Raw genomic sequence first — 19,958 nt, forward strand, 5'->3', positions numbered from 1 at the left:
GGAGCACGCCATGCAACGCATCGGATTCATTGGGCTCGGCATCATGGGCGCGCCCATGTGCCGCAACCTGCTCAAGGCCGGATTCTCCGTAACCGCATACACCCGCAACGGGGACAAGCTGCGGGCCATGGCCGCCGAAGGCGCGCAGGCTGCGGCAAGCCCCGCCGCCGTGGCCGCCGCCTCGGACATGGTCATCACCATGCTGCCCAACTCGCCCGAGGTGCGCGAGGTGGCCCTTGGCCCCGGCGGCATCGCGGAAGGCGCGGTCCCCGGTTGCATCGTGGCGGACATGAGCTCCATCGCCCCGCTGGCCAGCCGCGAGATCGCGGCGGAACTGGCCAAAAAGTCCATCCGGATGCTGGATGCCCCGGTGAGCGGCGGCGAGCCCAAAGCCATCGACGGCACCCTGTCCGTCATGGTGGGCGGCGCGCTGGCGGACTTTGACGCCTGCCTGCCGGTGTTCAAGGCCATGGCCGCCTCGGTGGTGCGCGTGGGCGAGGTGGGCGCGGGCAACGTGGCCAAGCTGGCCAACCAGATCGTGGTGGCGGGCAACATCGCGGCCATGGCCGAGGCGCTGGTGCTGGCCACCCGCGCCGGGGCGGACCCGGACCTGGTCTACCAGGCCATCCGGGGCGGCCTTGCGGGCAGCACCGTGCTGGACGCCAAGGCCCCGCTGGTCATGGACGGCAAGTTCACCCCCGGCTTCCGCATCCGGCTGCACGCCAAGGACCTGGGCAACGTACTGGAAACCTCGCACCAGTTGCACGCCCCCCTGCCGCTGACCGCGCAGTTGATGGAAGTGATGCAGGGCCTGATGGCCGACGGCCTGGGCGATGCCGACCACGGCGCGCTGATCCGCCACTGGGAAAAGCTGGCCGGGGTGGAGGTGCGCCGCAAGCCCGCATAGGACTGTCTCTAACTTGTCTTTTTGCCCATTGGCTTCGTCAAACTTCGCCTGCCATATCGGTCGAATACAACAAGAGTATACTCCCTCATGACAGGCTCGTTTTCCTTGCCAATGAACAAAAATCCCAAGTTACAGCCAGTCCTGCCACTGCGAACCGCGCCGCATCTGGAAATAGTTGTTCAATTGTTGAACATTTGCTGTTTACTACCGAGATGAAAATATCATGCCCCATACAGCCGCGCCGCCCCTCGAGGTGGCGCGGTCTTCGCGTTCCGCCGCGCCCGCTCCCGCCTGCCCCCAGTCCCACCCATTCCCCGACGCGTTGCGACGCCACCTCACATCCTTCGTTCCAGCCCACCCTCACGTAGCACGCACGTCCCTCCCCCGCGCCGAGACTGTTCAGCCGAACGGCACGGGCCGGTGCGCGCGCCGCATCCCCTTGTGAGGGCCGTCTTTTTGCGGTAGCAAGAAGAACTGACCCGTACCCCTCGCACCAGCACCAGACGCGCAACCAGAGTGGAGCCCCTCGCATGGCGGAACAGACCCCGCACCTGACCATTACCCCCCTCGGCGGCCTCGGAGAGATCGGCCTGAACTGCCAGATCTGGTCCACGCCCGATTCCATGGTCCTGGTGGACTGCGGCCTGATGTTCCCGGAAGACTACCACCTCGGCGTCGACGTGGTCATCCCGCGTTTCGATCACGTCTTGCAGAACCGCCACCGGGTGCGCGGCATCGTGCTCACCCACGCCCACGAGGACCACATCGGCGCGCTGCCGTGGCTGATGACCCACCTGAAGGCCCCCATCTACGGTTCGCGCTTCACCCTGGCCCTCGTCGAGCACAAACTGCGCGAGCACGGCCTTGCCGACCGCGTGGAACTGGTGCCCGTCTCGCCCGAAGCGCCCCTGGTGCTCGGCGACATGACATTCCGCTTTCTGCCCGTGTGCCATTCCATCATCGAAGGGTACGCCCTGGCCGTGGAAACCCCGGTGGGCCGGGTGGTGCACACCGGCGACTTCAAGATCGACCCCAACCCCCTGTCCGGCCCCGGCACAGACCTTGCCCTGTTCCGCGATTTCGCCGGCGAAGGGGGCGTGCGGCTCCTGCTGTCCGACTCCACCAACATCGAGCGCGACGGCCAATCGCTGGGCGAGCGCGAGATCATGGACACCTTCCGCCAGATATTCCAGGAGTCGGAAGGGCGCATCGTGGTCACGCTGTTCTCCAGCCACATCCAGCGCATCCAGGAAGTGTTCGACCTGGCCAGCGAATTCGGGCGCAAGGTGGTTGTCAGCGGCCGCAGCCTGATGAACAACATCGAGATCGCGCGCAACCTCGGCTTTCTGCGGGCCGAGGCGGGCATGATCCTGGACGCCGTGACCATGCCCCCCATGGCCGACCGCGACCTGGTGCTGCTGGTCACCGGCTCGCAGGGCGAACCGCTGTCCGCCCTGTCGCGCATCATCATGGGCGAGCACAAACAGCTTTCCATCCACCGGGGCGACACGATGATCATGTCCTCGCGCTTCATCCCCGGCAACGCGCGCGCCATCACCAAGCTCATCAACCAGCTCTACCGGCTTGGGGCGGAAGTTTACTACGACAAGGTGCGCTCCATCCACGCATCCGGCCACGCCCACCGCGACGAGCTGCGCGCCATGATCGAGGCGGTGCGGCCCCGCTATTTCGTGCCGGTGCACGGCGAATACCGCCACCTGGTCAAGCACTGTCGGCTGGCCCGTGAATGCGGCATACCGGAAGAACGCACCATCATCCTTGAAAACGGCGACCCCATCACCCTCACCGAAGAAGGCGTGCGCTTTGAAGAGCACGTGCCCGTGGAGTTCATCCTGGTGGACGGCAAGGGCGTGGGCGACGTTGGCCATTCCGTGCTCAAGGAACGGCACATCCTGGGCGGCGAAGGCATGGTCATCGTGGTGCTGGTGGTGGACGAGACGGGGTGGGAAGTGCTGCACGGCCCGGAAATGCTTTCCAAGGGCTTCGTGTTCGAGCAGCACTACAACCACGTGCTTGAAGACGCCAAGTGCATCGTGCTGGACATATTCGAGAACATCCCCCCCGGCGAGACCGAACGGCTGCAGGACCGCATCCGCTCGTCGCTGCGGCGTTTTTTCCGCAAGGTGCTGGAGCGGGACCCCATCGTGGTGCCCGTGGTGACCACCATCTGACCGTCCCCCGGCGGCACGGCCCACCGGCGCGAAACCCGGCGCGGCGTTCACGCACCGCCCCCTTCCGGGCCGGGCGGCAGCCCATTCCGGGCAAATGACGATGCAACGCGGCGGGCAGCGCCCGCCGAAGCGGAGCGGCGACATGCGCGTGGTACGGGTGCAATACAGGGGCAGCGTGTTCTTTGGCGCGTTGCAGGACGACGGCGTGGTGTGCCTGAACCACCAACTGGGGCTGAAAGACCCCATCCCCCTGGCGGAACTTTCCATCCTGCCGGTGGTGGCCCCCTCCAAGATCATCTGCGCGGGCATGAACTACCGCGACCACGCGGCGGAGATCGGCTTTCCCGTGCCGGACGAGCCGGTATTCTTCCTGAAGGCCCCCACCGCCGTCATCGGCAGCGGCCAGCCCATTCTGGTGCCGCAGGGCGTGGGCCGGGTGGACTACGAGGCCGAACTGGCGCTCGTCGTCGGGCGGCAGTGCCGCAACATTCCGCCGGATGCCGTGGCCGCGCACATCTTCGGCTACACCTGCGCCAACGACGTCACCGCCCGCGACCTGCAACGGCGCGACGGGCTGTTCGGCCGCTGCAAGGGCTTCGACACCTTCTGCCCCGTGGGGCCGTGGATAGAGACCGACCTGCCCGACACCGCCAACCTGGCCGTGCGCACCCTGGTCAACGGCGAGGTGCGCCAGCAGGGCAATACCGCCGACATGCTGTTCACCCCGCACGAGATGGTCAGCGCCATTTCGCGCGTGATGACCCTGCTGCCCGGCGACCTCATCCTTACCGGCACCCCCGTGGGCGTCGGCCCCATCGTGCCCGGCGACGAGGTGCGCGTGGAGGTGGAACGGGTGGGCCTGCTGATCAACCCGGTGCTGGCCGCGCCGGATGGGGATGAGCACGCCGAGGTGCCGTTGCAGTAAGGCGACCGGAGCATTCCGGGCGGCCTTCGCCCCCCCCCTGCCCCGGCCGCATGCCCGCCCTTCCCTGAGCGGCCCGTGCGCGGATTTCCGCCATCCGCTCCTTGGCCACTTGCCATCCCCGCCGATCTGGCGTATGCATTCCTGCCTTTTACACCAAGCACACTCCGGTTTCGGCCCGGGGTGCCCGCCACGCCACGTGCGGCGCGGGTTGAAGGGCCATGGCCGGTGTGGAAGAAAAAACCCGCAAGGAGTTCTGAAATGGCTTACGTTTCCATGAAGCAGATGTTGGAAACCGGCGTGCACTTCGGTCACCAGACCCGCCGCTGGAACCCCAAGATGCGCCCCTTCATCTTCGGCGCCCGCAACGGCATCCATATCATCGACCTGCAGCAGACCGTGAAGCTGTTCCGCACCGCCCATGACAAGGTCGTGGACGCCGTTGTCAACGGCGGCAAGGTGGTCTTCATCGGCACCAAGCGCCAGGCGCAGGAAGCCGTGGCCGTGGAAGCCGCCCGCGCCGGCCAGTTCTACGTGACCAACCGCTGGATGGGCGGCACGCTGACCAACTTCACCACCATCCAGAAGAGCATCGACCGCCTGAAGAAGCTCGAAGCCATGTTCGCCGACGGTACCGTGAACAAGTACCAGAAGAAGGAAATCCTTCGTCTGCAGCGCGAAATGGACAAGCTGCTGGCCACCCTGGGCGGCATCAAGGAAATGGACCGCCTGCCCCAGCTCGCCTTCATCGTGGACCCGCACCGCGAAGACATCGCCGTGAAGGAATGCCGCAAGCTCGGCATCCCCATCGTGGCGGTCACCGATACCAACTGCGACCCCGACCTGATCGATTTCGTCATTCCCGGCAACGATGACGCCATCCGCGCCATCAAGCTCTTCGTGGCCGCCATCGCCGACGCCTGCCTGGAAGGCGACGCCATGCGCAAGGAACGCAAGGGCAAGGACGCCGAGGAAGAGCTGAAGAAGGCCGCCGCGCCCAAGGCCGCGCCCGCTCCTGAAGCCGCCGCCGAAGCCGCTCCCGCCGCCGAAGCTGCCGCCGAGTAACCAGACCTCCACGACATCTCAGGGAGACCGCACAATGGCAATTACCGCCCAGATGGTTAAGGAACTGCGCGAAAAGACCGGCGCTGGCATGATGGACTGCAAGAAGGCGCTGGAAGAAAACGGCGGCAGCCTTGAAAAGGCCGTCGACTGGCTGCGCCAGAAGGGCCTTTCCAAGGCCGCCAAGAAGGCTGGCCGCGCCACCTCCGAAGGCGTCATCGGCAACTACATCCACTCCACCGGCAAGATCGCCGTTCTCGTGGAAGTGAAGTGCGAGACCGACTTCGTGGCCCGCAACGAGAAGTTCCAGGAATTCGCCAAGAACGTGGCCATGCAGATCGCGGCCAACAACCCCGCCGCCGTGGACGCCGAGTCCGTGGACCCCGCCATCATCGAGCGTGAGCGCGAGGTTTACCGCCAGAAGGCCCGTGAAGAAGGCAAGCCCGAGAACATCATCGAGAAGATCGTTGAAGGCGGCATCAAGAAGTTCTACAAGGAGATCTGCCTCCTGGAACAGCCGTACATCCGCGACGACAAGATGACCATCCGCGACCTGCTGAACGACGTCATCGCCACCCTGGGCGAAAACGTCACCATCGGCCGCTTCGTCCGCATGCAACTGGGCGCGGAAGAAGCCTAGCCGCAGGACGGAACGCCGCCATGCCGCACGGATGCAAAAGCGCCGCCGCAGGCATGGAGCAGACCGTGCACGCATACTGAATGAAAGGGGGGTCGCAAGACCCCCTTTTTCGCGGGCTGCCATTTGGGGTATGTTCCCCTGCGGCAGCCGCGCGGCCGGGTGATCCCCGGCCCGCGCGCCGCGCCCTTCCGGCGGCCCCGCCGCCCCAAGGCCCCCACGGGACGGGGTTTCGTCCCGCCCCCCCGGCGCGCCCCGCGCGCCCCACGAAAAGCCGGCCCCGCGCGCGGACGGTCACAGCGCCCGCCGCCCGGCCCCCGGAGAATGAACACCCATGCGCGACACCTTTCTCGTCTTCGGCCAGCCCCTCATCGAACAGGCGGAAATGGACGAAGTGCTCGACAGCATGAAGCGGGCGTGGATTGGCACCGGCCCCAAGGTGCACCAGTTCGAAAAGGATTTCGCCGCCTACAAGGGCATGCCCTACGCCGCCGCCGTCAACTCGTGCACGGCCGCGTTGCAGCTTTCCTGCCTCGCCCTCGACCTTGAACGGGGCGACGAGGTGATCACCACGGCCATGACCTTCTGCGCCTCGGTGAACGCCATCATCCACTCCGGGGCCACCCCGGTGCTGGCCGACGTGGACCCACTGACCCAGAACATCGACCCGGCCGACATCGAGCGCCGCATCACCCCGCGCACCAAGGCCCTGCTGGTGGTGCACTTCGCCGGGCGCGCCTGCGACATGGACCCCATCATGGACATCGCGCGGCGGCACAACCTGGCCGTCATCGAAGACTGCGCCCACGCCATCGAAACCACCTACAAGGGCAAGCAGGCGGGCGACATCGGCGACATCGGCTGCTTCAGCTTCTACGCCACCAAGAACGTGGTCACCGGCGAGGGCGGCATGATCCTCTCGCGCGACAAGGCCAAGATCGACCGCATGAAGATCATGGGCCTGCACGGCATGAGCGCCGACGCCTGGGCCCGCTTCTCCGATTCGGGCTACAAGCACTATTACGTCGTCGATCACGGCTTCAAGTACAACATGATGGACATGCAGGCGGCACTGGGCATCCACCAGCTGAAGCGGGTGGAAGAATACTGGAAGCGCCGCGAGGCCGTGTGGCAGCGCTACATGCAGGCCTTCGCCGACCTGCCCGTGGGCCTGCCCGCCGCGCCGGAACCGGACACCCGCCACGCCTACCACCTGTTCACCATCCGGGTGAACGAGGCGCGCTGCGGCGTCTCGCGCGACGCCATGCTGCCCATGATGACCGCCCGCAAGATCGGCGTGGGGGTGCACTACCTGGCCATTCCGGAGCACCCCTACTACCAGAAGAACTACGGCTGGAACCCCGACGACTACCCCAACGCGGTGGCCTACGGGCGCGAAACCATCTCGCTGCCGCTTTCGCCCAAGCTCACCGAGCAGGACGTGGACGACGTGATCGAGGCCGTGCGCGACATCGTCACCGGCAAGGGGTAACGCTGACGGTCAACTGTTTTTGTCAGCCTCCGGCGGGCAGGACGGCAGCCGTTAGACGAGCGCAACGCGCGAGTCTTACGGATGACGATCGCAGAGCGGGCAAAGCCCCCTGCACCCCCCTGAAGTGGAATATCCAAGGCGCTTTTCTCTGCCTTTCTTGCCTTCCGCTGTAGAAAAATTGCCTTTCTTCCTTACACCCCGCAGCGGTCTTCCGCTGCGGGTGGCTGGTGCGGGCAGGATGCAAGGAATTACGATTTTTTGTGGCCGGGCAAGGCGGCGCGCATTTTTCGAGCGGAACATACTTCAGTATTTGAGCATCGAAAAACGCGCGCCAACGCCGCCCGGCCCAAAAAGGCGGATTCTGAACGCAGCATGGCTGCGCTGACCTGAAAGACCGTTTGACCATCGCGCCGCAGGCCCCTCGCTTGCTTGCCCCCCCCCAACCTCAACCCCGCCGCCACCGGCAGGACAGCATGCCCCCCGCCATCACCGGCCTTGTGCTCACCTACAACGGCGAACGCCTGCTCGACAGGTGCCTCGCCTCGCTGTCCTTCTGCGACAAGGTCCTGGTGGTCGATTCCTTCAGCACCGACCGCACCGTGGACATGGCCCGCGCGGCCGGGGCAGAGGTGGTCCAGCGCAAGTGGGAAGGCCCCGGCCCGCAGTTCCGTCACGCCCTGTCCATCATCGACACCGAATGGGTGTTCAGCCTGGACCAGGACGAAATCTGCACCGCCGAACTGCGCGAAAGCGTGCTGGCCGCCGTGCGCGCGCAGGTGCGCGGGGGCGAGGGCAGCCACGCGCCCCACGCACGCCGGGCCGGCTACTGGGTGCCCCGCCGCTCGTGGTACTTCGACCGGTTCATGAAACACAGCGGCTGGTACCCGGACTACCTGCTGCGCCTGTTCCGCCCCGCGAAGATGGAAGTGCACGTCTCGGGCGCGCACTACTCGTTTCACCCCAAGGGCGAAACCGGCCGCCTGCGAGGCGACATCCTGCACTACCCCTACGACAGCTTTCGCCAGCACCTGGACAAGATCAACTCCTACGCCCAGCAGGGCGCGGACGACCTGCGCGCCAAGGGCCGCCAGGGCGGCGTGGCCGTGGCCACGGCCCACGGCCTTGCACGGTTCCTGAAGCTGTACGTGGTCAAGCTGGGCTTTCTGGACGGGCGCGCGGGCTTCATCAACGCGGCCCACGGGGCGTTCTACGCCTTTCTGAAGTACATCCGGGTGCGCGAAGGCGACTGGGGCGCGCCCTTCGACCATCACTAGACGCAGCAACGGCGGCGACGGCGGACGGGCACTGCGGCAGGCATGCCACCGCCCGGCGAACACACGCAATTTTACGACATCGCAACATACAACCACCATACCGAGGGACGGACATGAGCGAACTCCGCTACAAGCGCGTGCTGCTGAAACTCAGCGGCGAAGCCCTGGCGGGCGAAAACAAGTTCGGTATTGACCCCCAAACTGTTTCGAAGATATGCCAAGAAATCGCCGAGGTTGTAGACATGGGCCTGCAGGTGGCGCTTGTCATCGGCGGCGGCAACATCTTCCGCGGCCTCTCCTCGTCCGCCAAGGGCATGGACCGCTCATCGGCCGACTACATGGGCATGCTGGCCACGGTGCTCAACGCGCTGGCCGTGCAGGACGCCCTGGAAAAGATCGGCCACCCCACGCGGGTGCTTTCGGCCATCACCATGCAGGAAGTCTGTGAGCCGTACATCCGCCGCCGGGCCGACAGGCACCTGGAAAAGGGCCGCGTGGTCATCTGCGCGGCGGGCACCGGCAACCCTTACTTCACCACCGACACGGCGGCCGCGCTGCGCGGCATGGAACTGAAGTGCCAGGCCATCATCAAGGCCACCAAGGTCGACGGCGTCTACGACAAGGATCCCATGAAGCATGACGACGCCGTGATGTTCCGCAGCCTTGGCTATGTGGAAACGTTGCAGCGCAAGCTCGGCGTCATGGACTCCACGGCCATCACCCTGGCCATGGAGAACGATGTGCCCATCATCGTCTGCAACATGTTCAAGGGCAGCATCAAGCGCGTGGTCATGGGCGAAGACGTCGGAACCATCGTACACGGAGGCTAACCCCATGGATATGGATACCATTCTTCTCGACACCGAAGAGCGCATGGAAAAGGCCCTCGGCGCGCTGGACCGCGAATTCGCCAAGCTGCGCACCGGCCGCGCCTCAACCTCGCTGGTGGACAACATCAAGGTCGACTACTACGGCACGCCCACGCCCATCAGCCAGTTGGCGTCCGTCAGCGTGCCCGACAGCCGCACCCTGACCATCCAGCCGTGGGACCGTTCGGCCTTCCCGCTGGTGGAAAAGGCCATCATGAAGTCGGACCTGGGCCTGAACCCGGTCAACGACGGCAAGATCATCCGCATCTCCATCCCGCCGCTGACCGAGGAACGCCGCAAGGACCTCGTGAAGGTGGCCCGCAAGTACACCGAAGAGGCCAAGGTGGCCGTGCGCAACGTGCGCCGCGACGCCAACGACGCCCTGAAGAAGCTTGAGAAAGGCAAGGAGATTTCCGAGGACGACGTGCGCAAGTCCACCGACGACGTGCAGAAGCTGACCGACCGCTTCGTGGCCAAGTCGGACGAGAAGTGCACGGCCAAGGAAAAGGAAATCATGGAACTCTAGGCCGACACGGCCTTCTCTTGCATGGCCGGTCGCGCCCGCAGCAGTCCCGCCCCGCGCACGCGGATGGACGGACGGGCGGGCGGGACCGGCCATGGCGCATATGACGCGGGCATTGCCCCGCGTACCAGAGGCATACCGTGAACAACGCCCCCACGGCAGGCGACGCCCTGCCGCAAACGCTCGCGCCAGACGAGTTCGCGCCAGACACGCTCGCTCCGGAAACGCTGCCCCGCCACGTGGCCGTCATCATGGACGGCAACGGCCGCTGGGCCACGCAACGCGGACTTTCGCGCAGCGACGGGCACCGGGCGGGCACCGAGGCGGCCCGGGCCATCGTCACCGAATGCCGCACCCTCGGCATCCCCCACCTGACCATGTACACCTTCTCCAAGGAAAACTGGGGCCGCCCCGGTGCCGAGGTGAAGTTCCTGTTCGAACTGCTGGTGGATTTTTTGCGCGAGGAGTTGCCCAACCTCATCAAGCGCGACATCCGGCTTTCCGTGTTCGGCCAACTGGCCGACCTGCCCATGGCCGCGCGCAAGGCGCTGGAGCACGCCATTTCCCGCACCGCCGCCTGTTCCGCCATGCGCCTGAACCTGGCGCTCAACTACTCCGCGCGCGACGAAATCCTCATGGCCTGCCGCGCTCTGGCCGCCGAAGGCTTCGCGCCAGAGGCCATCACCGAGGAAGCCTTCGCCGCCCGGCTGTGGACCGCGGGCCAGCCCGACCCGGACCTGGTCATCCGCACCAGCGGCGAGCTGCGCATCAGCAATTTTCTGCTCTACCAGAGCGCCTACAGCGAATTCCACTTCACCGACACCCTCTGGCCAGACTTCACCCCCCAGCATTTCCGCGCCGCCCTGCGCGACTACGCCGGGCGGCAGCGCCGCTTCGGCAAAACGGAGGCAACCCCCGCGTGACCCCGGCATCCCCGCATTTCCAACGCGTCGTCACCGGCACGGCCCTGGCCGCCCTGCTCACCGTGGGGCTCGCCATCGGCGGCTGGGTGCTGCTGATCATGGTCGTGGCCGTGGCCAGCCTGGCCCTGCTGGAATTCTACACCATGTTCTGGCCGGGTAACGCCCGCCTGCCGCTGAAGGCCAGCGGCATGGCCCTGGGCGCGGCCGTGCTGGCCGCCGGGCACATGGACCGGCCCTGGATGGTGCTGGGCTGCGTGGCCGCCGCCTTTCTGGTGGGGGCGGTGGGCTTTCTGCTCACCTGGGGCGGCGGCGACGACGACTGCCGCTTCACCGAAGGCCAGGTGCTGGCCAGCGGCATCCTGTACGTGCCCGTGCTGTTGCTGCCCGCCCTGCACTTCAACCGTTGGGAACAGCTGGTGGTCGTGCTGGCCGCCGTCATTTCCGACACCGGCGCGTATTTCATCGGCACCTGGTTCGGCAAGGCCCGCATCTGGCCGCGCGTCAGCCCCAAGAAGAGCTGGGCCGGCAGCCTTGGCGGCCTTGCCCTGTGCGTGGCCGCCTGCACCGGCGTCGGCATGGCCGCCGGCACCGCCCCGTGGTGGGCCTTTGCCCTGCTGGGCGCACTGCTGAACGTGGCCTCGCAGCTCGGTGACTTCTTTGAATCCGCCCTCAAGCGCACCCTCGGCGTCAAGGACTCCGGCGCGCTGCTGCCCGGGCACGGCGGCCTGCTCGACCGCATCGACAGCCTGCTCTTCGTCGTGCCCGCCTATGCCGCCCTGGATTCGGTGTTTCCGTTCTTTTGACTCGCAAAAATCGGGGGAAGGGGGAAACCACTTTTCGCTCTGCGGTCGCCATCCGTAAGGCTCGGAGACTCGCCTAACGGCTGCCGCAAAAGTGGTTTCCCCCTTCCCCCGTACCCCCATCCCCCTTCCGCAAAACTTTTCAATATTGGGTTAACAATGCAACACCCAAATGAAACGTTTTGAAGGATGAGGAGGGGGTGCGGGGGAGGGGAAGGGAACTTTTGGAAAAGTTCCCTTCCCCTCCCCCGCAATATCCCCAATAATCAGCAAACAACTTGCCTTAAGCACACCCCATGCAACGACACGAGACACTCGACCTGGAAGATTTCGAAACCCTGCTGACCCGGGCGGCGACCATGATCGCGGACCGGGTGGAGCGCATTGGCCCGTGCGCCGAGGGGCCGGTGGTGCATCCGGCCACGTTCGACGAACTGGCGGCGCTGATTCCGTCCGACTGGCCGGAGGCGGGCGCGGGGGCGCACGCGGTGCTGGACGACGTGGCGCGGTGCATAGAGCCGTACGCCACGCGCATCGGGCACCCGCGCTTTCTGGCATGGATCACCACCAGCCCGGCCCCGGCGGGCACGCTGGGCGACATCGTGTGCTCGGGGCTGAACCAGGCGCCGCTGTCGTTCAAAGGCGGCCCGGCAGCCACGGTTCTGGAGCACGTGGTCATCGGCTGGCTGGCCCGGCTGTTCGGCCTGCCAGAAGCTGGCGATGGCACGGACCCTACTGACGGCGCGGGCGGCACCATCGTGTCCGGCGGCACGATGGCCAACCTGATGGGGCTTACCGTGGCGCGCCACGCGCACTTCCCGGAGGCGGCCACCAAGGGCCTTGCGGGCATCGGGCGCACGCCGGTGCTGTATGTTTCGGACCAGGGGCACATGTCCATCGAGCGCTCTGCGGTGCTGCTGGGCCTTGGCGCGGACAACGTGCGCGGGGTGCCCTCGGACGCGGCCAACCGCATGGACGTGGCGGCCCTGCGCGCGGCCATCGCGGAGGACAGGGCGGCTGGCTTGGCCCCGTTCTGCGTGGTGGCCCAGGCGGGTTCGGTGACCACCGGCGCGGTGGACCCACTGCCGGACATCGCCGATGTCTGCGCGTCCGAGGGGCTGTGGTTCCACGTGGATGCGGCCTACGGCGGCGCGGCCATGCTGACGGACGAGGGGGCCGCGCTGCTGGCGGGCATCGACCGGGCGGACTCCATCTGCGTGGACCCGCACAAATGGTTTTTCATTCCGCTGGAATGCGGGGTGACCCTGTTCCGCAGCAAGGCGCAACAGATCGCCACGTTCCGGGCGCGCGCGTCGTACCTGGGTGAAGAGAATCCGCACGACCTCAAGAACACCACGTTCATCTTAAGCCGCGCCAACCGCGCCCTGAAGGTGTGGTTCGCCTTCCGCACCTACGGGCGCGAACGGCTGCGGCGCATCGTGACGCGCAACATGGAACTGGCCCGCCAGTTCCGCGACCTGTGCGCGGCATCGCCGGAATGGCAGGTGCTGGCCCCGGTGCAACTGTCCATCGCCTGCGCGCGCTACGTGCCGCAGGGGGATGGCTGGACCGAGGAACAGGTGGACCGCCTGCAGGTGCGCCTGCTGGAACGGCTGGAAGCGTCCGGCGAAGGGTTCCTGACCCCGGCCATGGTGCGCGGCCGGGCCGGGGTGCGCCTGTGCGTGGCCAACCACCGCACGTCCGAGACCGACATCCGCCTGCTGTTCGATCTCATGACCTCCTTCGGCCGCGAGCTTGCGGCGCAGGGACCGCAGGCGTGACCACGGTGATGCGGGGCATGGGGACATAGGGACATGCGGACGAGGGGACGGGTGACAGCGTGACCACGGAAATCGGGGCAAGGGAAAGGACACGGGCATGATCCGCTACATTTCGCGCATGCCGGACCGGGCATGGGAAGACGCCACGCCGCGCGCGGTGGCCCTGCTGGGCAGCACCGGCTCCATCGGCGCTAGCGCGCTGAAGGTCATCGAGGCCCACCCCGGCCTGTTCCGGGTGGCGGCGCTGGCCGGGGCGCGCAACGTGCGCCTGCTGGCCGGACAGGCCACCCGCCACCGACCCGCGCACCTCGGCGTGCTGGACGAGGCAGGCGCGGCGCAGTTGCGCGGGCTGCTGCCCGCCGGGTACGCACCGGACATCCACGTGGGGCCGGAAGGGTACGCGGCGCTGGCCGCCCTGCCGGATGCCTCCACGGTGCTGTCCGCCCAGGTGGGCGCGGCGGGCCTGCGGGCCACCGTGGCCGCCGCGCGCGCGGGCAAGGTGATCTGCCTGGCCAACAAGGAATCACTGGTGCTGGCGGGCGCGCTCATCAGGCAAATTTGCGCGGAGACGGGCGCGGTGGTGCTGCCCGTGGATTCCGAGCACAACGCCGTGTTCCAGGCCCTGCGCGTGCACGATACCCTGCTGGACGGGGCACGCGCGCCCGATGCCGTGCGGCGGATCATCCTCACCGCCTCGGGCGGCCCCTTCCGGGGGCGCGACCGGGCCTTCCTGTCCACGGTCACCCGCGAACAAGCCCTGAACCACCCCAACTGGTCCATGGGCGCGAAAATAACCATCGATTCCGCCACGCTGATGAACAAGGGGCTGGAAGTCATCGAGGCTTATCACCTGTACGGCGTGGCCCCGGACGACATCGAGGTGGTGGTGCACCCCCAGTCCATCGTGCACTCGCTGGTGGAGTACGCGGACGGCTCGCAAATCGCCCACCTGGGCACGCCGGACATGCGCATCGCCATCGCCTACTGCATGGCCTGGCCGCGCTGCGTGGACACCGGGGTGGCCCCGCTGGACCTGGTGCGGGCGGGCAGCTTGACCTTCGAGGCTCCCGACTTATCCTCTTTCCCGTGCCTTGCTCTGGCGCAACGCGTGCTTGCGAGCGAGGCGCGCACTCCCGGCGGCGCTGGCCTGCCCGTGGTGCTCAACGCCGCCAACGAGGCGGCGGTGGACCTGTTCCTGCACGGCCGCATCGGGTTCATGGACATTCCCGCGCTCATCGAACGGGCGCTGGACGACCATGACGCCCGAATGACGAGCGCGGGCGCGGCCACCCCGACAGCGGCCCCGGCCCCCCCGGATGCTGTCACCGACGATTTCATCCTGATGCGCGACATCGACCACATAGAGGCGCTCGACGCCGCAACCCGCCGCCGCGTGGCCCACTGGGCAGGCGCGGCAGGCACGCAAGGAACGGGCAACGCATGAGCAGCTTCCTTTCGGTTCTCCTGGTCCTTGGCGGCCTGATATTCTTCCACGAACTCGGACACTTTCTGGTGGCCCGGCTGTTCGGCATCGGCGTGCAGACCTTTTCGCTGGGTTTCGGCCCGCGCCTGTTCGGCTGGCGCGGCAGCCAGACCGACTACCGCTTCTCGCTGGTGCCCCTGGGCGGCTACGTGTCGCTGGTGGGTGAAAGCGAGGACGCCGATCTGCCCGAAGGCTTCGAGAAACGACACAGCTTCACCCTGCGCCCGGCATGGCAGCGGCTGCTGGTCATCGCGGCCGGGCCGGTGTTCAACCTGCTGCTGGCGTGGTTCATCTACTGGGGCCTGTTCTGGGCCTACGGCCAGTTCCAGATGGCCCCGGAAGTGGGGCGGGTGCAGGCCGAAAGCCCTGCCGCCGTGGCGGGCGTGGCCCCCGGCGACCGCATCGTGTCCATAGACGGCAAACCCGTGCAGTGGTGGGACGAAGTGGCCGGGGCCATCGTGGCCAGCAACGGCCGCGAACTGACCCTGTCCATAGACCGCAACGGCACGGCCCTGTCGGTGCCCGTGAAGCCCGAGGTGCGCAGCCGCAAGACCATCTTCGGCGACGAGGAACGCACCTGGCTCATCGGCATCCAGGCTTCTGGCCGCACCGAGTCCGTGCCGCTGAACGGGGCATCGGCCCTGAAGGCCGGGCTGGAACAGACCTGGCGGATGATCGTCATCACCGGCCAGAGCGTGCAGAAGATCTTCGAGCGGGTGGTGCCGCTGGATTCCGTGGGCGGCCCCATCATGATCGCCCAGATGGTCAGCGAACAGTCGCGCCAGGGGCTGGACAGCGTGCTGGCGCTCACGGCGCTGATCAGCATCAACCTGGGCCTGCTGAACCTGCTGCCCGTGCCGGTGCTGGACGGCGGGCACATCATCTTCCTGGCCATGGAAATGGTCATGCGCCGCCCGGTCAACGCCCGCGTGCGCGACGTGACCACCCGCATCGGCCTGGCCTTCCTGCTGGCGCTGATGCTGCTGGCCACCTACAACGACATCGTGCGGAACCTGCAATGACAGCAGTGACGGCGGGGTGCGTCCGGGACAGCGGCGACGGGGCCAACGGGGCCAGCGACGAGGCCGGGGGTGACGGGGCCATCACCCTGGCCCTGAACGCCGCCGAATCGCGCGTGCAGGCAGCCGCCCTGCGCGGGGATGAAACCGTCTTCGCGCAGGAATGGCATGTGCCTTCGCAGGGCACGGAACTGCTGGCCCCCGCCCTGGCCGACGCCTTCACGCGGATGCGCCTTTCCCTGCGCGACGTGCGGCGCATCGCCTGCGTGCAGGGTCCCGGCAGCTTCACCGGGCTGCGCCTGGTGCTGTCCACGGCGGCGGGCATGGCCCGTGCGCTGGGGGCGCGGCAGGCCGGGCTTTCCTACACCCAACTGCTGGCCTGCGGCCCGCTGCTGCCGCGCGGCGCGGTGCTGTGGGTGCTCACCCACGCCCGGCGCGGCCTGGTGCACATGCAGGCCTTCCGCATGCCCGGCGAAACCGTGGAGGTTGCCGCCGTATCCAACGACGCCGCCCAGCCGTCCCCACGGCCCGCTCCCCTGCCCGAGCCCCTGACGCCGGTGGAGGCCGCCACGCTGAGCGCCGCCGTGGCCAGAATGGTGGCGGCCCGGTTCAATGATGACGCCGCCGTGACCAGAATGGCGGCGGCCCCGTCCGAGGAAGACGGTTCCGGCAGGGTCTTCCTGATGGGCAGCGGGGCCACCCGCAACCGGGCCGTCCTGGCCCCGGCCCTGGCGGAATTGCTGCCGCAGGCGTGCTTTCTGCCCGCCCGGTTCGACCACCCCGCCCCTGCCCTGCTGCTGCCCCTGGCCGCAGCGGCAGCCTATGGTCCCGACGACGTGCAGCCGCTGTACGTGCGGCCCTGCGACGCCGAGGAGAACCTGCCCGCCATGGCCGCCGCGCGCGGCATGGACCCGGAACAGGCCCGGCGCGAACTGGCCCGCCTGACCTCCTCCCCGCTCACCCCCGCATAGCCCCCCCAGCCCGACCAATCCGGCCAGTCCGCCCCATCCGAACAATCCGGCCAGTCCGCCCCATCCGAACAATCCGGCCAGTCCGCCCCATCCGAACAATCCGGCCAGTCCGGAAAGCCGGGGCTGCTGGAACAGCCCGTACCCGGCGTCCTTCCGCCAAGCCACCACGCTCTCCCGTCCCGGTCTGCCCTGGGCGCAGCCCCGCATCCGCGTCCCTAAAGCCTGTGGCTCCCCCGCCGATAAGGTTCACGAGGGGGCAGGCGGCCACGCGCTGGCACCGGCCTTGCAGCCCCACGGAGGGATAACTCCCATCGGGAAATTTCTTCCGACGAAGAGGTGCATCATGGTTGAACTGGCATCCGGCGGCGTATACTTTTCCGGGCTCGGCAACGGCACGGACTTCTCCAAGATCATCGACCAGTTGAAGTCCCTCGAAGAGATCCCGCAAAAGCGCCTTACCTTGTGGAAGGCCGACTGGCAGAAGCGCCAGGACGCCTTTGGCGAACTGCGGACGGAAATCGCCGCGCTCAAGGACAGCGTGGATTCCATGAACACCATGGAAAAATTCATGGTGAAGACAGCGACCAGTTCCAACGAGGCCGTGGCCAGCGCCACCACCACCTCCAGCGTCCTTGAAGGCAGCTACAAGATCGAGGTGGGACAGTTGGCCTCCAGTTCCATCTGGACCTACAACACCGCCTTCGCCGACAAGAAAACCACGGTCAACAGCTCCGGCAGCGACCAGCAGTTCGTCTACACATACATGGGCAAGACCCGCTCGATCACGGTGCCCAGCGGCACCACCATCGACGGGCTCAAGAACATGATCAATAACGACCCCCAGAACCCCGGGGTAAAGGCCATGCTGGTGCAGAACGGCACCGGCTACACATTCCAGTTCCGGGGCATGGACATGGGGTCCACCGCAACATTGTCAGTGGGTGCTGGCACCACCGTCACCGGCCTTCCCGCTACGCCCGCCAACTGGACCGTGCAGGCCAACCAGAACGCCCAGTACCGGGTCAACGGGTGGCCCTCCACCACCTGGCTGGAGTCGAACTCCAACACGCTGACCGGCGCTGTCGAGGGCATGAACATCACGCTACGGGACGTGGGCACCTCGCAGATTTCGGTGGTCACCGACATCGAGAAAATCAAGGAAAACATCGTCGGCTTCGTCGATGCCATGAACGCCGTGCGGTCCAAGATCAAGGAGCTGACTTCCGTCAACAGCTCCAAGGATGTGACCAGCCCGGACAAGGCGGCGTCGCTGTATTCCATGCAGAAGGGCTCCATCCTCACCGGCAACTACGGCGTGCAACTGCTCTCCACCCAGCTCAAGACGGCCACGGCGGACAAGGCCGCAGGCTTCGAATACCAGTACAAGGACGGCAACCTGCTGCGTGGTGACGTGTTTTCTTCGCTGTCGCATATCGGCATCATGACCATTGCCGAAACCAACAGTCCCAATTCGGGCCTTCTGGAAATCCGGGAGGAAGACCTGGGGGACGGTCTGCCATCTCTGGACAGGGCGCTACGCGAAAATCCCGAGGCCGTGGCCGAACTGTTCGCCGCCGACGGGCTGCCCGTGTCCGACTCTTCCGACTTCAGCTACTACTCGCACGTCAAGGGCGTGACCAAGGCGGGCACCTACGACGTGACCTACGACGTGGACGCCTCGGGCAACATCACCAACGCCTACGTGGGCGGGCAGCGCGCCAACGTGGACAACGTGAACAAGCAGATCACGGCCATGGAGGGCGACGCCCGGGGCCTTGCCCTGCAGATCGACAACCTTGCGGCGGGCAGCTACTCGAGCCGCATGCGCATCAAGGAAGGCAAGCTGAGCGGGCTCAGCGACCAACTCAAGGACATGATGAGCGAGGAAGGCGCGCTGAAGATCCTGGAAGACAACTACCAGGACATCATGGACGACATCCAGGACAAGATCGACAAGGAAGTGGACCGCGTCACCCAGTGGGAACAGCGAGAACGGCTGCGCTTCTCGCGGCTGGAGGCCACCCTGGCCCGCTACGACGCCCTCAACAAGTCGGTGGAAAGCCAGATCAAGTCGCTATCCTCGTCGTCCTCGTAACCTGAACGTTCCGGGCCGCCCGCCCCCCGGCGCACGGCCGCGCACCAGACCAACATCCCCCGCCGCTACGCGGGAAACGACCACAACCCGCGACACACTCACCGCATCACCACGCGGGCGCATACATCGGGAGAATGCAATGCAGAAGGCGGCCCAAGCCTATTTACAGACCCAGGTCACCACGACCACCCAGGGCGAACTGTTGCTCCTGCTGTATGACGGGGCCATCAAGTTCCTGACCCAGGCCAAGGACAAGATTGCCGAGCGCGACTACGCGGGCAAGGGCATTCTCATTTCCAAGGCCCTGGACATCGTCAACGAACTGGACGCCAGCCTGAACATGGAAAAGGGCGGCGAACTGGCGCAGAACCTGCACAAGCTGTACTTCTACTGCTCCACCCGCCTGCTCAACGCCAACCTCAAGATGGACGTCAGCTTCATCGACGAGGTGATCAAGATCCTGTCCGGCCTGCGCGGGGCCTACGGCCAGATCGTCAACACCCCAGAGGCCATGGCCATCGGGGCCAGCATGGCGGCCAACCGCGCGCCCGCCAACGCCGCGCCCTCGCGCGCGCCGCTGCCCCCGACGCAGATGCCGCCGCTGGGCAGGCCCGCGCAATTCGGCCGCGCCCATGCCCAGGCCTATGGGCAGCAGGCCCCGGCGGACGACGCCGCACGTCCCGAAGCGCAAGCCCCGCAGGTGCCCCCCGTGCATGCGGCCCAACCGGTGGCCCGGCAGGCAGGCCCGGTCGTCCCGCAGGGAACGCCCGCCGCGCCGCAGGCGACCGCGCCACAGAACATTTCCCAGGCCTCTCCGGCCAATGCGTCCAGCGTGCCCGGCGCACCCGGTGCACCCGACGCACCCGGCACGCCCAGCATGGAAGACCAGCCCGCCAAGGGATTCGCCCCCAGCAGGATGGCCGCGGCCAACCTGTACCGCAAGTTCGCGCAAAGCTGACGGTCCCGCACAACATTTCCGCAACGCGCCCCGCTCCCGTGACGCAACGG

General features: G+C 66.8%; 17 protein-coding genes. All 17 read left to right on the top strand.

Annotated features, from left to right (window positions below):
* Nucleotides 1-10: 10 nt before the first annotated feature.
* On the top strand, nucleotides 11-907 hold the full coding sequence (gene garR / locus RVX_RS11770) for a 2-hydroxy-3-oxopropionate reductase (protein WP_230404589.1): 897 nt from the start codon (nucleotides 11-13) through the stop codon (nucleotides 905-907).
* A 530-nt stretch (nucleotides 908-1,437) separates the two neighbouring features.
* Nucleotides 1,438-3,099 (top strand): ribonuclease J, encoded by a 1,662-nt coding sequence (locus tag RVX_RS11775; protein WP_116306013.1) that lies wholly within the window; start codon nucleotides 1,438-1,440, stop codon nucleotides 3,097-3,099.
* Between the two features lie 142 nt (nucleotides 3,100-3,241).
* Nucleotides 3,242-4,024 (top strand): fumarylacetoacetate hydrolase family protein, encoded by a 783-nt coding sequence (locus tag RVX_RS11780; protein ID WP_116306014.1) that lies wholly within the window; start codon nucleotides 3,242-3,244, stop codon nucleotides 4,022-4,024.
* 258 nt (nucleotides 4,025-4,282) lie between these two features.
* Nucleotides 4,283-5,086, top strand: a complete 804-nt coding sequence (rpsB, locus tag RVX_RS11785) for a 30S ribosomal protein S2 (protein ID WP_007527205.1) — start codon at nucleotides 4,283-4,285, stop codon at nucleotides 5,084-5,086.
* 34 nt (nucleotides 5,087-5,120) lie between these two features.
* A complete protein-coding gene (gene tsf, locus RVX_RS11790; RefSeq protein ID WP_015946543.1) occupies nucleotides 5,121-5,723 on the top strand; it encodes a translation elongation factor Ts in 603 nt (200 codons plus the stop codon).
* Between the two features lie 331 nt (nucleotides 5,724-6,054).
* Nucleotides 6,055-7,212, top strand: a complete 1,158-nt coding sequence (locus RVX_RS11795; protein ID WP_116306015.1) for a DegT/DnrJ/EryC1/StrS family aminotransferase — start codon at nucleotides 6,055-6,057, stop codon at nucleotides 7,210-7,212.
* A 473-nt stretch (nucleotides 7,213-7,685) separates the two neighbouring features.
* The gene (locus RVX_RS11800; protein ID WP_116306016.1) at nucleotides 7,686-8,486 is read left to right on the top strand and encodes a glycosyltransferase family 2 protein; all 801 of its coding nucleotides are present in this window, start codon (nucleotides 7,686-7,688) and stop codon (nucleotides 8,484-8,486) included.
* A 113-nt stretch (nucleotides 8,487-8,599) separates the two neighbouring features.
* The gene (pyrH, locus tag RVX_RS11805) at nucleotides 8,600-9,316 is read left to right on the top strand and encodes a UMP kinase (RefSeq protein ID WP_007527197.1); all 717 of its coding nucleotides are present in this window, start codon (nucleotides 8,600-8,602) and stop codon (nucleotides 9,314-9,316) included.
* Between the two features lie 4 nt (nucleotides 9,317-9,320).
* Nucleotides 9,321-9,881, top strand: a complete 561-nt coding sequence (gene frr, locus RVX_RS11810; RefSeq protein ID WP_116306017.1) for a ribosome recycling factor — start codon at nucleotides 9,321-9,323, stop codon at nucleotides 9,879-9,881.
* Between the two features lie 137 nt (nucleotides 9,882-10,018).
* Entirely contained in the window at nucleotides 10,019-10,801 is a 783-nt protein-coding gene (uppS, locus tag RVX_RS11815) for a polyprenyl diphosphate synthase (RefSeq protein WP_172596566.1), read from the top strand.
* The gene (locus RVX_RS11820) at nucleotides 10,798-11,604 is read left to right on the top strand and encodes a phosphatidate cytidylyltransferase (protein ID WP_116306018.1); all 807 of its coding nucleotides are present in this window, start codon (nucleotides 10,798-10,800) and stop codon (nucleotides 11,602-11,604) included. Before uppS ends, RVX_RS11820 begins: the two co-directional genes overlap by 4 nt.
* A gap of 293 nt (nucleotides 11,605-11,897) precedes the next feature.
* Nucleotides 11,898-13,382 carry a pyridoxal phosphate-dependent decarboxylase family protein gene (locus RVX_RS11825; protein WP_116306019.1) on the top strand — a complete coding sequence of 495 codons (1,485 nt, stop codon included), beginning with the start codon at nucleotides 11,898-11,900 and terminating at the stop codon, nucleotides 13,380-13,382.
* Nucleotides 13,383-13,479: 97 nt separating this feature from the next.
* Entirely contained in the window at nucleotides 13,480-14,826 is a 1,347-nt protein-coding gene (gene dxr, locus RVX_RS11830; RefSeq protein ID WP_116306020.1) for a 1-deoxy-D-xylulose-5-phosphate reductoisomerase, read from the top strand.
* Nucleotides 14,823-15,887, top strand: a complete 1,065-nt coding sequence (rseP, locus tag RVX_RS11835; protein WP_116306021.1) for an RIP metalloprotease RseP — start codon at nucleotides 14,823-14,825, stop codon at nucleotides 15,885-15,887. The genes dxr and rseP overlap by 4 nt, the downstream gene beginning before the upstream one ends.
* Nucleotides 15,884-16,855, top strand: coding sequence for a tRNA (adenosine(37)-N6)-threonylcarbamoyltransferase complex dimerization subunit type 1 TsaB (gene tsaB / locus RVX_RS11840; RefSeq protein WP_230404595.1), 972 nt, complete (start codon nucleotides 15,884-15,886; stop codon nucleotides 16,853-16,855). The genes rseP and tsaB overlap by 4 nt, the downstream gene beginning before the upstream one ends.
* A gap of 343 nt (nucleotides 16,856-17,198) precedes the next feature.
* On the top strand, nucleotides 17,199-18,950 hold the full coding sequence (gene fliD, locus RVX_RS11845; RefSeq protein WP_116306022.1) for a flagellar filament capping protein FliD: 1,752 nt from the start codon (nucleotides 17,199-17,201) through the stop codon (nucleotides 18,948-18,950).
* A 139-nt stretch (nucleotides 18,951-19,089) separates the two neighbouring features.
* A complete protein-coding gene (gene fliS, locus RVX_RS11850; protein WP_116306023.1) occupies nucleotides 19,090-19,908 on the top strand; it encodes a flagellar export chaperone FliS in 819 nt (272 codons plus the stop codon).
* Nucleotides 19,909-19,958 lie beyond the last annotated feature (50 nt).

Source organism: Nitratidesulfovibrio sp. HK-II, assembly GCF_003402415.2.
Lineage (GTDB): Bacteria > Desulfobacterota > Desulfovibrionia > Desulfovibrionales > Desulfovibrionaceae > Cupidesulfovibrio.

What these genes read in the sequence shown, in the direction of transcription:
- garR (WP_230404589.1), top strand. Translation starts at nt 11, where the DNA reads ATGCAACGCATCGGATTCATTGGGCTCGGCATCATGGGCGCGCCCATG.
- RVX_RS11800 (WP_116306016.1), top strand. Translation starts at nt 7,686, where the DNA reads ATGCCCCCCGCCATCACCGGCCTTGTGCTCACCTACAACGGCGAACGC.
- tsf (WP_015946543.1), top strand. Translation starts at nt 5,121, where the DNA reads ATGGCAATTACCGCCCAGATGGTTAAGGAACTGCGCGAAAAGACCGGC.
- fliD (WP_116306022.1), top strand. Translation starts at nt 17,199, where the DNA reads ATGGTTGAACTGGCATCCGGCGGCGTATACTTTTCCGGGCTCGGCAAC.
- RVX_RS11795 (WP_116306015.1), top strand. Translation starts at nt 6,055, where the DNA reads ATGCGCGACACCTTTCTCGTCTTCGGCCAGCCCCTCATCGAACAGGCG.
- frr (WP_116306017.1), top strand. Translation starts at nt 9,321, where the DNA reads ATGGATATGGATACCATTCTTCTCGACACCGAAGAGCGCATGGAAAAG.
- rseP (WP_116306021.1), top strand. Translation starts at nt 14,823, where the DNA reads ATGAGCAGCTTCCTTTCGGTTCTCCTGGTCCTTGGCGGCCTGATATTC.
- rpsB (WP_007527205.1), top strand. Translation starts at nt 4,283, where the DNA reads ATGGCTTACGTTTCCATGAAGCAGATGTTGGAAACCGGCGTGCACTTC.
- RVX_RS11780 (WP_116306014.1), top strand. Translation starts at nt 3,242, where the DNA reads ATGCGCGTGGTACGGGTGCAATACAGGGGCAGCGTGTTCTTTGGCGCG.
- tsaB (WP_230404595.1), top strand. Translation starts at nt 15,884, where the DNA reads ATGACAGCAGTGACGGCGGGGTGCGTCCGGGACAGCGGCGACGGGGCC.
- RVX_RS11775 (WP_116306013.1), top strand. Translation starts at nt 1,438, where the DNA reads ATGGCGGAACAGACCCCGCACCTGACCATTACCCCCCTCGGCGGCCTC.
- RVX_RS11825 (WP_116306019.1), top strand. Translation starts at nt 11,898, where the DNA reads ATGCAACGACACGAGACACTCGACCTGGAAGATTTCGAAACCCTGCTG.
- pyrH (WP_007527197.1), top strand. Translation starts at nt 8,600, where the DNA reads ATGAGCGAACTCCGCTACAAGCGCGTGCTGCTGAAACTCAGCGGCGAA.
- dxr (WP_116306020.1), top strand. Translation starts at nt 13,480, where the DNA reads ATGATCCGCTACATTTCGCGCATGCCGGACCGGGCATGGGAAGACGCC.
- fliS (WP_116306023.1), top strand. Translation starts at nt 19,090, where the DNA reads ATGCAGAAGGCGGCCCAAGCCTATTTACAGACCCAGGTCACCACGACC.